This is a genomic window from Actinoplanes sp. NPDC048988, from assembly GCF_043197815.1.
In the GTDB taxonomy this organism is placed as follows: Bacteria; Actinomycetota; Actinomycetes; order Mycobacteriales; family Micromonosporaceae; genus Actinoplanes.
This window is the reverse complement of record NZ_JBICTW010000013.1, coordinates 227820-241574: the sequence shown is the minus strand read 5'-3', so window position 1 is coordinate 241574 and position 13755 is coordinate 227820. Positions and strand designations below refer to the sequence as shown.

8 protein-coding genes are annotated in these 13755 nt (G+C 71.1%); 4 read left to right on the top strand and 4 right to left on the bottom strand.

The genetic code is table 11. From position 1 onward, the window contains the following. Window positions 1-182: 182 nt before the first annotated feature. The 3 genes from ACGFJ7_RS33040 to ACGFJ7_RS33030 are packed head-to-tail and all read left to right on the top strand — an operon-like array spanning window position 183 to window position 5516. On the top strand, window positions 183-2252 hold the full coding sequence (locus ACGFJ7_RS33040) for a transglycosylase domain-containing protein (protein WP_392645663.1): 2070 nt from the start codon (window positions 183-185) through the stop codon (window positions 2250-2252). Window positions 2253-2310: 58 nt separating this feature from the next. Next, window positions 2311-3552 carry an ATP-binding protein gene (locus ACGFJ7_RS33035; RefSeq protein ID WP_392645661.1) on the top strand — a complete coding sequence of 414 codons (1242 nt, stop codon included), beginning with the start codon at window positions 2311-2313 and terminating at the stop codon, window positions 3550-3552. Next, window positions 3549-5516 (top strand): ATP-binding protein, encoded by a 1968-nt coding sequence (locus ACGFJ7_RS33030; protein WP_392645659.1) that lies wholly within the window; start codon window positions 3549-3551, stop codon window positions 5514-5516. Before ACGFJ7_RS33035 ends, ACGFJ7_RS33030 begins: the two co-directional genes overlap by 4 nt. Here ACGFJ7_RS33030 and ACGFJ7_RS33025 read toward each other — a convergent pair. From ACGFJ7_RS33025 to ACGFJ7_RS33015, 3 genes are read right to left on the bottom strand one after another with little or no spacing between them, the layout of a single operon-like run. Then, window positions 5458-8670, bottom strand: a complete 3213-nt coding sequence (locus ACGFJ7_RS33025) for a molybdopterin cofactor-binding domain-containing protein (RefSeq protein WP_392645658.1) — start codon at window positions 8668-8670, stop codon at window positions 5458-5460. The genes ACGFJ7_RS33030 and ACGFJ7_RS33025 overlap by 59 nt on opposite strands. Then, the gene (locus ACGFJ7_RS33020; RefSeq protein WP_392645657.1) at window positions 8667-9449 is read right to left on the bottom strand and encodes an FAD binding domain-containing protein; all 783 of its coding nucleotides are present in this window, start codon (window positions 9447-9449) and stop codon (window positions 8667-8669) included. The genes ACGFJ7_RS33025 and ACGFJ7_RS33020 overlap by 4 nt, the downstream gene beginning before the upstream one ends. A 40-nt stretch (window positions 9450-9489) precedes the next feature. Then, a complete protein-coding gene (locus tag ACGFJ7_RS33015) occupies window positions 9490-10992 on the bottom strand; it encodes a hypothetical protein (protein WP_360253601.1) in 1503 nt (500 codons plus the stop codon). 98 nt (window positions 10993-11090) lie between these two features. Here ACGFJ7_RS33015 and ACGFJ7_RS33010 point away from each other — a divergent pair, with 98 nt between their 5' ends. Next, window positions 11091-11579 (top strand): DinB family protein, encoded by a 489-nt coding sequence (locus ACGFJ7_RS33010; protein WP_360253599.1) that lies wholly within the window; start codon window positions 11091-11093, stop codon window positions 11577-11579. Window positions 11580-11585: 6 nt separating this feature from the next. On the opposite strand, the gene ACGFJ7_RS33005 is transcribed toward ACGFJ7_RS33010, so the two are convergent. After that, window positions 11586-13748 (bottom strand): ricin-type beta-trefoil lectin domain protein, encoded by a 2163-nt coding sequence (locus tag ACGFJ7_RS33005; protein ID WP_392645654.1) that lies wholly within the window; start codon window positions 13746-13748, stop codon window positions 11586-11588. Window positions 13749-13755: the final 7 nt, after the last annotated feature.

Genomic DNA, 13755 nt, shown 5'->3' with positions numbered 1-13755 from the left:
TAACTCTGCGTGACAAGATTGAGAACGACGCGCATCAATTCGGACGAATCTCCGGCGGAAAAGCCTTGTGACCGTAACCACACGTATATGACGTGCCGAAAATTACGGATCGGTAACAAAACCCAGGTTGTTCTCAGGAATCGGTGTTACCGGTTGATCGACAGACCAGGAGGAGACCGCCGATGACCGAGAAGAAACGCGCCTTGGGCCGACTGGGGGGCGTTCTTGTGCTCATCGGCGCCCTCGTCGGGGTGGCCGCCATCCCGCTCGGCGTGGTGCTGGGCGCGGGCGCACACTGGCAGAACAGTCAGGCCGACGAGCTGCCGGCCCAGCTGCTCAGCCCGTCCGCGTCGCAGGTGACCCGCATCTACGCCAACGACGGCAAGACGCTGATCACCACCTTCTACGACGAGGACCGGCACGACGTCACGCTGGCCCAGATCGCCCCGGTGATGCAGAACGCGATCGTCGCGGCCGAGGACACCCGCTTCTACGAGCACGGCGGCGTCGACCCCAAGGGCCTCGCCCGCGCCTTCGTCAAGGACGCGAGCAGCGGTGAGGCCGCGCAGGGCGCCTCGACGCTGACCATGCAGCTCGTGCGCAACGTCCTCAAGGAGGACCCGACGCTGACCCCGTCCGAGCGCGCGTCGGCGACCGAGGACACCCCGGCCCGCAAGCTGCGCGAGATCGAGTACGCGATCCAGCTCGAGACCAAGCTGAGCAAGAAGCAGATCCTGCAGAACTACCTGAACCTGGTCTATTTCGGCAACGGGGCGTACGGGATCGAGGCGGCCTCCCGCCGCATCTTCAACACCACCCCGGCCAAGCTCGACCTGGCCCGGTCGGCGCTGATCGCCGGCATCGTGCAGTCGCCGGACGCCGACAACCCGGTCGGCGGCTCCAAGGCCAAGGCCCGCGAGCGGCAGCTGTACGTCCTGGCCGCCATGGTGAAGGCCGGCATGATCACCCAGGCCCAGAGCGACGCGGCGGCCAGGGAGAAGCTGACCTACTCGGGCACGACCCCGCCCAACGGCTGCGTCGACGCCGGCGGCGAGACCGACGGCTGGGGCTTCTTCTGTGACTACGTGCAGCGCTGGTGGGACGAGCAGCCACAGTTCGGCCGGACCGTCGCCGAGCGCGACGACGCCCTGCGCCGCGGTGGCTACAGCATCGTGACCACGCTCGACCCGGACATTCAGAAGAAGGCGGCCGCCGAGTCGCGCTCAGTCTACGGGCTGAAGAACTCCAAGACGCTGCCGATCGCCGTGGTCCAGCCCGGCACCGGCAAGGTGCTCGCGCTGGCCGTCAACCGGCACTACGGCAGCGCGGTGGCCACCACCGACACCGTGAACCCACTGGTCAGCGGGGGTAAGAGCCTGTACGGATATCCGTCCGGCTCGACCTTCAAGCTGTTCACCATGCTGGCCGCCCTGGAGAAGGGGCTGCCGCTGAACACCGGCTACGAGACGAAGTCGCCACTGGTCACCGAGTGGACCGACTACGGGCCGGGCAACTGCGACGGCAAGTACTGCCCGGGCAACGACAACCCGGCCTGGATGGACGGCTACCGCACCATGTGGGACGGGTTCGGCCGCTCGGTCAACACGTACTTCGTGCGTCTCGAGGAGCAGGTCGGCCCGGCCGCCGTGGTCGAGATGGCCCAGCGCCTGGGCATCAGCTTCGCCAACCCGGCCGACAAGAAGCAGGCCCAGAGCAGCGCCGACTCGTGGGGCTCGTTCACCCTGGGCGTCGTCGACACCACCCCGCTCGAGCTCGCCGCGGCCTATGCGACAGTGGCGGCCGAAGGAACGTACTGCTCCCCGGTCCCGGTCTCCTCGATCACCAACTCGGACGGTACGAAGGTGGCGGTCCCGGCCGGCTGCAAGAAGGTTCTGGACCCCGAGGTGGCCCGGGCGGCGACCGACGCCGCGCGCTGCCCGGTCGGGCAGCAGAGCTCGTACGGCAAATGCGACGGCGGCACCGGCAAGCAGGTCGCCGGCATTTTCGATGGCATTCAGGTGGCCGGCAAGACGGGCAGCACCGAGGACAACCGCACCGAGACCTTCGTCGGGTTCACGCCCACGGTGGCCGCCGCCGGCATCGCCAACGACCCGGTCAACCCTTCCGACCACGTCGGCTCGGGCGTCGAGGCCGAGGTGGTCACCGCCGTCGCGAAGACGCTGAAGTACGCCGTGGGGGATGAGTCCCGGGACTTCACCCCGCCCAGCAGCGCCATCGCCTTCGGGGGATAGACCCTCATAAAGCGGACAATGACTCAGGTAAGGGCGGTTGCCTGCCGACAAGAACCAAGTGAGGACCGCCCACGAGCAGCGGCGCCTGGCGGCGCTGCACGAGTACGGCCTGCTCGACGCGCCGGCCGGCGACGAGCTCGAGGCCGTCGTCCGGGTGGCCGCCACGCTGGCCGGGGTTCCCACCGCCACCCTCAACCTGATCGACGAGAACCGGCAGTGCCAGCTCACCACCACCGGTTTCGAGGGCAGTGACACCGCCCGTGCCGACTCGATGTGCGCCATCCGGTTCGAGACGGGCGAATTCACCTATCTGCCCGACGCCCGGGCCGACCCGGCGTACGCGGAAAACCCGTGGGTGACCGGGAAGCTGGCCGACGTCCGGTTCTACGTGTCGGTTCCGCTGATGACCCCGCAGGGGTACGCGCTGGGCTCGCTCTGCGTCTTCCACAACGAGGTGCACGAGCTGAACCCCGGGCAGATGGACCGGCTGCGCGACCTGGCCCAGGTGATCCTGGCCCTGTTCGAGCGCCGCCGGCAGGCCCGGGTGGTGCTGGCCCAGCACGCCGAGCTGGAACGCGCGCACGCCGAACGGGCCGCCACGATCGCCGAGCTGAGCCGCTCCAACACCGAGCTGGAGCAGTTCGCCGGGGTGGTCAGCCACGACCTGGCCGCCCCGCTCAGCGTGGTCAGCGGCTATCTGGAGCTGCTGGGGGAGCGAATCCGCGGCACCGATCCGCAGTCGGAGAAATGGATCGCCGCGGGCACCCGGGCCGTCGGCCGCATGCAACGGCTGATCACGTCGCTGCTCACGTACGCCCGGGCCGGCAACGCGCCCTACCAGCCCGAGCCGGTTCCCCTCGGCGACCTGGTCGAGCTGGCCCTGACCGACCTGCGGGGCAGCATCGCGGGCGCGACGGTGGCGGTCCGCGACGACCTTCCGGTGATCGAGGGCGACCCCCTTCTCGTACGCCAGTTGTTGCAGAACCTCATTGGCAACGCCCTGAAGTACCGCCGTCCCGACCGGCCGTGCCGCATCGAGATCACCGCGGTGCCGCTGGAGCACAACTGCTGGCGGGTCGACGTGGCCGACAACGGCCGCGGCATCCCCCCGGCGCAGCGCGACCGGGTCTTCGAGATGTTCGCCCAGGTCGACCCGTCGGCCGGTACCGGCTACGGCGTCGGGCTCTCCACCTGTCAGCGGATCGTCGACCGGCACGGCGGCGAGATCCACGCCGAACAGACTCCGGGTGGCGGCACCACGGTCTGGTTCACCCTGCCCGCGCCGGGACGGCCGGCGTGAGGGTCGACCGGGGGATGTTCTCGTCGCTGCGCATCCGCGTGGCGGGCGGCTTCGCGGGCCTGCTCGCCCTCTTCCTGCTGCTGATCAGCGGGCAGTTCGTGGTCGGTGAGCGGCTGCGGGTCGAGCACATCGCCCACGCCGAGCAGCTGGACCTGCTCCACGACACCAACCAGGCCGTGATGCAGCAGATGACCAATGCCGAGACCGGCGTACGCGGTTTCCAGCTGACCGGCGACGGTGCTTTCCTTCAGCCGTACGACAGTGGGCGCTCGGCCGCGTTCGAAGCGCTGGGGGACCTCGCCGCCATCGTCGACGACCCCGAGGTCAGCCGGCTGCTGCAGAGCGAACGCGAGGCCGCCGAGAACTGGCTGTACGGGTACGCGATCCCGATCGTCAACGCGGGGGAGGCCGACACCGACGCCGACCGGCTGGCCCGGGGCAAGGAGCTGTTCGACCGGCTGCGGACGGCCAACTCCGACGTCACGGCCGCGATCGACGCGTACGGCGACTCCCTGGCCCGCGACGAGCGCGCCGACACCCGGGCCGCCACCCTGCTGTTCGGCTCGCTGGCCGTGGTCGTCGTGCTGGCCGGGATGGGCCTGGCCCTGCTGCACCAGCGACACCTGCTGGGCCCGCTCGAGGACATCCGGAACACCCTGCGCCGGCTCGCCGGCGGCGACCTCACGGCGCGGGCCAGGCCGGTCGGGCCGGGCGAGCTCAAGGCCGTGGCCGGCTCGGTGAACGACCTGGCCGCCGAGACCGAGCGGCTGATCAACGCCGAACGGGCCCGGGCCGCCCGCAGCGAGCTGCGCCAGGCCGTCGCGGCCGAACTGCGCTCGGAGGGCGACCCCAAGGAGACCGCCTGGCGGATGGCGATGCTGGTCGGCAACGCGATGGGGGCCGACGCCGTGCACGGCCGGGTGACGCTGCAGCCCGGCGAGCACTTCGAGGTGCACTGGCCGCCGAACGCGGCCACCCTCGACCCGATGGTGGCCGACGAGCTGAAGAACACCCCGCCCGGGCAGACGATCACCCCGGCCACGCTGCCCGGCGGGCTCGCGGTGCCGCTCAGCGGCGACTCCGGCTGCCCGCCCGGCATGATGTGCGTGGTCCGGCCGGGCGGACCGGAGTGGACCCCGGAGGAGCGGCGGCTGCTGGCCGCGCTCGCCCGGGAGATCGACCACAACGTGCACCAGTTCCGGCTCCAGCTGCGCCAGGCCCGGCTGATCAGCGAGCTGCGGGTGCTCGACGAGCAGAAGGACGTCTTCGTCTCGACCGTCACCCACGAGCTGCGCACGCCGCTGACCAGCATCCTCGGCTACACCGAGATGCTGGTGGAGGACGAGGACGACAGTTTCAGCCCGATCCAGAAGCGGGGGCTGGACGCGATCCTGCGCAACGCCAACCGCCTCCAGGAGACCGTGACCGACCTGCTGCTGCTGGACCGCTCGAACGAGCGGGTGGGCGCCCAGGCGGTGCCGGTCGACGTGGCCGGCGTGGTCGACGGCCTCTACGACAGCCTGGGGACGGCGGCCCGGGCCAAGGACCTGCGCTGGGACGTGACCACCGAGCCGGCCTGGGTGCTCGGCGACGCCGGCCAGCTCGAGCGGGCGCTGCGCAACCTCCTGGAAAATTCGATCAAGTTCACCGACCCGGGCGGTCGCCTCGAATGCCGGGTGGGCACCGCCGGTGACCGCGTCGTCATCGAGATCACCGACACCGGCATCGGCATTCCGGCCGACGACCTGCCGGGCCTGTTCACCCCGTTCCACCGGGCGTCGAACGCCATGCACCAGGCGGTGCAGGGCTCCGGTCTGGGCCTGGCCATCGTGCGCAACATCGTCAGCGAGCATGGGGGGACGGTCACCGCCCGCTCCGAGCTGGGTCAGGGCAGCACGTTCACGATCACACTGCCGTTGAGTCAGCAGCCTCTCGCAGAGCCGACCAGATCCGGTCACGGGTGAAAGGCAATTGCGTCAGCCGTACGCCGGTGGCGTCGCGAAGCGCGTTGGCCAGCGCCGGGGCGACCGGGTTGAACGGGCTCTCACTCATCGACTTGGCGCCCAGCGGCCCGATGGCGTCGTCGGTGCCGGCGAAGAGAACTTCGGTGCGCGGCACATCGGCGTACGTCGGAAGGTGATATTGCCGGAACCCGGCGGTGGTGACCCGCCCATCACCGTCGATGTCGACATGCTCGGCGAGGGCGGCCCCCAGCGCCTGGGCGACGCCACCCTCGATCTGCCCGCGCAGCTGAAGCGGGTTCATCACGGTCCCGGCATCAGCACTGTGTACGCTGCGCAGGATCCGCAGCTCCCCGGTGGCGGGATCGACGGCGACCCGGAACCAGTGCGCGTTGAAAGCCACCGACCGGGGGCTGCCACCCCAATGCCCCTCGGCGCGGGTGACCCCGGACCCGGCATCCAGCTCGGCCCGCAGAGCCCGCGCCGCGCGCAACACGGCCTTTCCGGCCACCACGACCCCGGTCGACCCGAAGGCCCCGGTGTCATGCCGCACCACATCGGTATCGGCCTGTCGCAACACGATCCGCTCCGGCGTCACCCCGAGCGCGTCAGCCGCGATCTGGCAGTGCACAGTCGAACTGCCGTTACCGAACTCGGCCGTACCCACCCCAACCTCGAACCGCCCATCCTCAAGCAGCGCCACGGTCGCGTCGGCGTAGTGCCCACCGGGCGGCCCAGCCGCGATCATCGCAATGGCCATGCCCTCCCCAACCAGCCACCCTTCCGGCACACCCTCCACACCAAGCCGTCCGTGCGCGCCTCCCTCCCCACCAAGCCGCCCCTGTGCGGCTCCCTCCACTACGAGGCGTACCTGTGCGGTTCCCTCCGCACCGACTCTTCCGTCCGAGGCTTCCTCCGCGCCGATTCGTCGGTCCGCGGCGCCTTCCGCGCTGAGCGGCCTGTTCGGCACGCCCTCCGCGCCGAGCCGTACCGCATCCTCGGCCGCGAGCCGACCGCGCGCCGCGTCCTCCACTGCAAGCGGCTCGCGCGCTGCGTCCTCCACTGCAAGCGGCTCGCGCGCCGCGTCCTCTACTGCAAGCGGCTCGCGCGCCGCGTCCTCTACTGCAAGCGGCTCGCGCGCCGCGTCCTCTACTGCAAGCGGCTCGCGCGCCGCGTCCTCCACCGCGAGCAGCCCGAGCGCCGCGTCCTCCACCGCGAGCAGCCCGAGCGCCGCATCGTTCACCGCAAGCCGCCCGGCAGGCGAAATGTCGGGAAAATCGGACGGATCTGCGAGGGTGAGGCCTGGGTCGTCCGAGCTGGGGTCGTGCGGGCTGGGCTGCTGCGAGTTGGGGTCGTGCGGGCTGGGGTCGTGCGGGCCGGGTTCTTGCGAAATCAGGCCGTCTGAGCCTGGGCCGTCCGAGTGCACGTCGGTCGGGTGGGGGCCGCCGGGTGGGGTGGGGCGGCTGGCGTCGCGCATGTGCTGGAGGCACTGGTCCAGGCCGTAGCTGGCGATCGTCAAGTCGTCGGCGTGGTCGCCGGGGGCGGTGAGGTCGTCTCCCGGGCGGACGACGTTCAGGGCTCGCATCTCGATCGGGTCGATGGTCAGGCGGCGGGCCAGTTCGTCCAGGGCCGACTCCACCGCGAACGACACCTGGCCCAGGCCGTAGCCGCGGAACGCGCCCGCCGGGACCGTGTTCGTGTAGACCGACCAGGCGTCGGTGCGCATGTTCGGGCAGCGGTAGACCGCTATCGACTCGTGGCAGCCGTGGTACATGACCGAGGGGCCGTGGTTTCCGTACGCGCCGGTGTTCGTGACGACCTCGAGCTGCAGCGCCGTGAGGGTGCCGTCCGCTCGGGCCCCGGCCCTGACCTTGACCTCGAAGGGGTGGCGGGTGGTCGCGCTCGTGAACTGCTCGGCGCGCGTGAACTCCAGTTTCACCGGGCGTTCCAGCCGCAGCACGGCCAGCGCCACCAGGTCTTCGGCCAGCATCTCCTGTTTGCCGCCGAAGCCGCCGCCGACCCGGCCCGCGATCACCCGGACCTTGTCGGGTGGCAGGTCGAACAGATCGGCCACCGCTCGGCGGGTCAGGAACGGGGTCTGCGTGCTCGAGCGGATCACCAGACGGCCGTCGTCGTCGAGCCAGCCGACCGCCCCGTGCGTCTCCAGGCTGGCGTGCTGCACCCGCGGCGTACGGAAAGTCTCCTCGTAGATCTCGTCGGCCGCGGCGAACCCGGCCTCCACGTCGCCGAGCGCGGCGTGCAGTTCGCCCACGACGTTGCCGCCCGGGTGGATGAGCGGGGCGCCGGGCGCCATCGCCTCCGCCGGGGTGAGCACGTGGGGGAGCACCTCGTAGTCCACCGCCAGGGCCCGGCACCCCTGTTCCGCCGCCGCCTCCGAGGTGGCCACGACCGCGGCGACCCGCTGGCCGGCGAAACGCACCACGTCGTCCAGCACCCGCGTGTCGGCCGGGTCCTCGGTGACGTTCTCGTGCCGGGCCGTCGAGAACAGCTTTCCGGGGTCGTCGGCCGATGTCAGCACCAGCTCGACGCCCGGCACGGCCAGCGCCGCCTCGGTGCGCACCGCCAGCACGCGGGCGTGCGCGTGCGGCGAGCGCACCACCTTCAGGTGCAGCACCCCGGGCACGTCCAGGTCGAAGGTGTACCGGGCCCGGCCGGTCACCACCTCGGGGCCGGCCGGTGCGCCCAGGTTCGCGCCGACCGCCTTGCCCTCGGCCGGCTCGCACGTGTTCACCACGCCGGTCATCGCGTCGGCGATCGCGCGATAGCCCGTACACCGGCAGAGGTTGCCTTTGAGAGCTCTCGGCAGGTCGTCGCGCTGGTCGCCGGTGAGGGCGGCCGCGGTCATGATGTAACCGGCCGTGCAGAACCCGCACTGGAATCCCTGCGCGTCCAGGAAGGCCCGCTGGGCCGGGTGATCGTCGAGGCCCTCGATGGTGGTGACGTCGCGGCCCACGGCCCGGAAGGCCGGGTAGACGCAGGAGTGCACCGGCCGGCCGTCGACGTGGACCGTGCAGGCGCCGCAGTCGCCGGTGTCGCAGCCCTTCTTGACGCCGAAGCAGCCTTGTTCGCGAAGGTACGTGCGCAAGCACTGACCCGGGCGTGGCGTCCCGTCGTGGTCGGCACCGTTGATTCTCATGGCCGCAGCTCCCGGCGGATCTGCTCGGCGTAGAGCCGGGTCATGTGGCGCCGCCAGGCCGGCAGACCGTGCACGTCGTCGAGGTAGGCGTCGTCCGGGATCCGCTCGGCGAGGGCCACCTGCATCTGCTCGTCGCTCGGCGCCTGCGGGAAGACCAGGACGAACGGGCGCCGGGTGGCGGCGGTCACGGTCAGCGTGAGGCCGCCGCCGGCGTCCCCGCGCCCGATCAGCAACACTCCGGACCGTCCGTGTGCGTGCAAGGAGCCTTGGCGGTACGCGGTCTCGCCCGCGAGCGCTTGGGCGGGCAGGTGGACCGACCGGAGGAGCTCGCCGTCGCGCAGCACGGTGGTTCCCTCGCCGGTGACGAAGTCTTTGACCGCGACCGTCCGCTCGCCGTCGGGGCCCTGCACCAGGCAGGTCCCGTCGAGCGCGGCCCCCATCGCGATCATCGGCCCGGCCGGCAGCGCGGCGCAGAGGTTGCCACCGACCGTCGCCACGTTCCAGATCTTGAAGGAGGCCAGGAACGCGTGGCAGCACTTCTCGACGATGTCGCGCCCGCTCGCCGCGAGCTCGGCGATCGTGCAGGTGGCCGCGATGTCGAGGCCGTCGGGGGTCTCGGTGAGCGCGGGCCAGCCGGCGGCGGTCAGGTCGAGCAGCCGGGTCAGGTGCGGGCGCGGCTCGGCGAACAGGGCCGTCCCGCCGCCGAGCCAGGCGTCACCCGGGCGCCACTGGCCCACCTCGGCGGGGCTGATCACTTCGGCGACAGTGTTCAGATCCACGTTCGTACGCTACGCGCATCCTGTTTCCGTTCCGGACCTCTCACGTCAACATCAATGTCGTTCCCACGGAGGCCAGCAGCCACGCCGCGTACAGCAGAAGCGGGCGTCGCGGCACCTCGATCTCGGGCGGCGGGGGCAGCGGGCTCAACGCCAGCGACCTGGTCCGCGAGTCCCGCAGGGCGGCCACGAGCTGGTCCGCCGTCCGCTGCGGCGCCGTCGGGGCCGGCTTCCGGCGGGCCTTCACGTCCGGCCGGACCAGGGTCTTCGTGGGCGCCGGGCCGGTTTTCGGGCGCGGCCACGGCGGCGGGACCGGCACTGTCATCACCGATTCGCCGGCCGTCAGCACGATGCTGTTGCCGTCGTCGTAGACGATCGCGCTGTCGGTGGCCCACGGCTGACGGTCGCGGCCGCGGAAACCCACCGCCGCGATCCCGCCCGCGTGCCAGCGCAACCGGGGCCGCAGCTGGGAGCGCCAGCCGAACTCGAAGCCGGCCCCGGCCGCGACCGCGACCAGCGCCGCGGTCGCCGCGTGCGGGAAGCCGGCCAGGTAGCCCAGCTCGCCCACGGTCAGGGCGGAACCGAGCCCGATCATGACGGTGGTGGTCCACGCGCGGGCCGGGGCGATCCGGTGTTCCCGCGGCTGGAAGGCGTCGGCGTCCCGGTCGGCCGGCCGCAGCGCCTCCGGGTCGACGAGCTGTTCCTCGTCGTCCTCGATCTCCCGCGGCAGCCCGTGCACCACGTCGTAGGGCACGGTGATGACGTCGCCGACCGGGCCGACCGGCACGTGCAGCCGGTCGCCCACCTCGAGCGCGCACCATTCGCCGGGGCGCGGATGCCCGTAGAGCACCCCGGCCACCGTGTGCACGTCCTCGTCGGGGTCCCACGGTTCCGGCTCGGCCACGTCGAAGGCGAGTTCGAGGGCCGTCTGGTCGTCCTCGGCGGGCACCAGGACGTGTACGTAGCCCTCCTGTTCGACGGCCCGCACGGCGTGCACCGGCTGCGGATGGTTGAACAGGTTGCGCAGCGCGCCCTGATGCCGGACCGCCCGGCCGAGCAGGGCGCAGCCCAGTCCGAAGGCGGCGATCGTCCCGGCCAGCCACGGCACCGCCGTCTCGTCGGCCGACACCCACACCACGCCGGCGGCCGACACGATCAGCAGCGCGAACCCGGCGACCTCGGCCGGCGCCGCGACGTGCGGCAGCTCGTAGGGCGCGGGCGGCCGGCGGTGCGGCACCGGCAGCGGCGCCGGGGGCCGGTCGCGCTGGGCGACGGCCACGCCGATGAGGGCGTACGCCCAGACGATCAGAACCGCGCCGAATCCCGTGGCCAGGGGCGTCCACAGCACCGCACCCAGCAGGGCCGCCCACGCGGCGGCGGGCCGATGGGCGTACACCATGAGAGCCGGCGCCAGAAGCACCCCGAGTCCCAGCCACCTCGCCGCCGGCGCGGGGTCGGAGACCCCGCCGAACACTCCGAAGAGCAGCAGAAAAGCCAGGAGCCCGGCGGCCGGTACGAAGCTCTCCACGCGCAGCAGCACACGCATGTCCCCATGGTCGGCGACGCCGTGCCCCGACCAGGCCCGTTTGCGGATCCGGCAACTTTTCTTGGGGCCGCGGACCCCACCCGGCGATGCTGGCCGCCATGAGGACGCGCCGAGCGAAGGACGCCGGACCCGGCTGGACCGGCACCGACGAGAACAGCACTCTGCGGGGATTCCTGGACTACTTACGGAGCTCGATCGTCGCCAAGGTCGCCGACGCGCCCGAGCCGCAGGCCCGCACCGCGGGGGTGCCCTCCGGCACCAGTCTTCTGGGTCTGATCAAGCATTTGACGTACGTCGAGCGGTTCTACTTCCTCGGCGAGCCGATCACGAACCTGCGCCGCACCATGAAGCCGGGCCGCGACGAGACGGCCGACAGCCTGCTCGACGGTTACCGGCGGGCGGTCGAGGAGGCGAACGACGTCATCGCCACCTGGGACGACCTCACGCTCGACGCTCCCCGGCCGCCCGGGCGGGGACTGCCGCCTTCACGCCGGTGGGTGCTGACCCACATGATCGAGGAGACGGCCCGGCACGCCGGTCACGCCGACATCCTGCGCGAGCAGATCGACGGCGCGACCGGGCGATGACCGGACTTACGGGCCGCTGACCAGGCTGGTGACCTGGTGGCCGCTGTTGACGGCGGCACCCGTGGTGTTGATGACGTTGGTGATGGTGCCGGTGCCGCCGAGGGAGACCGTCACCATGTCGCGGAACTTCACTCCGGACTTGACGGGCACCTCGAACGCGCGGGCGTTGACCACCGACGGGTTGACGTTGAAATAGCAGTAACTGCCCAGGCCGTACGCCTCGTGGGTGTTCACCGAGTCGGCCACCTTGTAGGCGGCCCAGCCGCGGGTCGAGCCGTTCATGTAGGCCGCCTGGTTCGGCGGGTCGTACGGCATCTCGTTCTGGTAGAAGTACGTGCGGCCGGCCTCGCCGTTCCAGATCGTCTGATACTGCTGGTAGTGCTCGACGAAGAGGCCGTAGAACGTCACGTTGTCGCCGTCGACGATCAGGCCGTTGCGGCCGGTGTTGACGGTCCAGCCGACGGTGCCGCCGTTGCCGTGGTCGGCCCGCCAGATCCAGGCGTGGTCGCCGATCACGTTGTTGCTGTTGATCTGCATGCTGACGTTCGCCTTGCCGGCGATCGAGCCGCCGACCCGGATGAAGACGTCGGACAGCACCGTCGGGTTCGCCGCGTGCGAGGCCGACGAGCCGGCCGGGCCGACCTCGAGCAGCGTGTTCGAGCTGGTGGTGCCGGCGTCGAAGAGCACACCGGCCAGCCGTACGCCGTCGACGTCGGCCACGTGCATCGCGTCCACGCCGCCGACCGGCACGAACGTGGCCAGGCCGAGACCGAGCACCACCGTTCCCGCGCGGGTCACGTTCAGCGTCTGGTTGAGGTTGTAGACGCCCGGCGTGACCAGCAGGTTCTTGCCGGCCGCGAGGGCCGCGTTGATGGTGGCCGCGGTGTCACCGGACTTGACCACGTAGAACGTGCCGATCGGCAGCGACGTGCCCGCCGGGGTGCCGTTGGCCCAGGTGGTGCCGCTCGCGTTGGTTCGCACGGCGGGGACGAAGACCTGGTACGCGCCGGCGCTGTCCACGTACAGATAAGGCTTCTCCGCGATCGTCGGCGACGAGCCGATCGTGGTGTACGGCGGTGACGGGAAGCTCTGCGCGGGCGCCCCCGGGCTGCCGACGAAGACCTGGTTCCAGTTGGAGCCGTTCCAGCTGCCCATCTGCGAGTTGCGGGTCAGGAACTGCTGCTGCGAGCCCGACTGGATCTGGCCGTCGATCTTCGAGTCGGCGATGAAGCCGCCCGACGACCAGCCACCGTCGGAAAGGGCCAGGTTCCCGCGTACGTGCATGCGGCGGTACGGGGCGGCCTGCGACACCGCCCAGCGGTCGAGCCCGTCCGGCGGGGTCACCGACAGGCCCTCGGCCGAGCGCCAGAAGTTCTGGGTGGCGTTCTGCGAGCCGTCCGGCCACCAGTCGGCCTCGGCGTGCACGTGGCCGTTGATGGTCACCTGGTCCGGGTTGAGGCCGAGGCCGGCGACCTGGGTGAAGAAGCCGACGTTGGCGTCGACGTTGTAGCTGCCCGGCTTGAACAGCAGGGCGTAGCGCGCGTTGCCGAACTGGTTGCTCACCTGGCTGGTGAAGACGCTGTTCAGCTTGTTCTGGATGGTGGCCTGCGACATCGACGGGTCGAAGATCGTCACGTTGGGGCCGAGGTCGGGGTTGTTCGGGTTCGGCGGCACGGTCGTCGGGGGAGTGGTCGGGGTGCCGGAGTAGTTCCACTTCTGGTTGGCGCCGCCGCCGCACGTCCACAGTTGGAGCTTGGCGCCGTCGGCCAGGTTGTTGTCCTTGATGTCGAGGCACTTGCCGGCCTTGACGTTCACCAGGTCCTTGGCCGCGTTCAGCGTCCACTGCTGGCTGGTCAGCCCGGCGTAGCAGTCCCACAGGTGCACGACCGCACCGTCGGTGACGGCGCCGTTGGCCACGTCGAGGCACTTGCCGAGGCCGCGCACCGAGCCGTCGTCGCCGAACGTCCACGTCTGGTTGGCGCCGGGGGAGCAGGACCACATCTGCGGCTGGTTGCCGTTGGCGGTGCTGCCGTTCGTCACGTCCAGGCATTTGCCGTTGGCCGCGCTGACCACGGTGCCCGTCGACGCCGCGAAGGCGGTGGTCACACCGGCCACGCCGATGCCGGCCACGACGACGCCCAGGGTGGCGCCGATAAGTATTTTGCGCATTCTGTCC

Bases quoted from the DNA above. Each gene is read 5' to 3' on its own strand.
- ACGFJ7_RS33005 (WP_392645654.1), bottom strand. From the start codon at position 13,748: ATGCGCAAAATACTTATCGGCGCCACCCTGGGCGTCGTCGTGGCCGGC.
- ACGFJ7_RS33040 (WP_392645663.1), top strand. From the start codon at position 183: ATGACCGAGAAGAAACGCGCCTTGGGCCGACTGGGGGGCGTTCTTGTG.
- ACGFJ7_RS33025 (WP_392645658.1), bottom strand. From the start codon at position 8,670: ATGAGAATCAACGGTGCCGACCACGACGGGACGCCACGCCCGGGTCAG.
- ACGFJ7_RS33015 (WP_360253601.1), bottom strand. From the start codon at position 10,992: ATGCGTGTGCTGCTGCGCGTGGAGAGCTTCGTACCGGCCGCCGGGCTC.
- ACGFJ7_RS33010 (WP_360253599.1), top strand. From the start codon at position 11,091: ATGAGGACGCGCCGAGCGAAGGACGCCGGACCCGGCTGGACCGGCACC.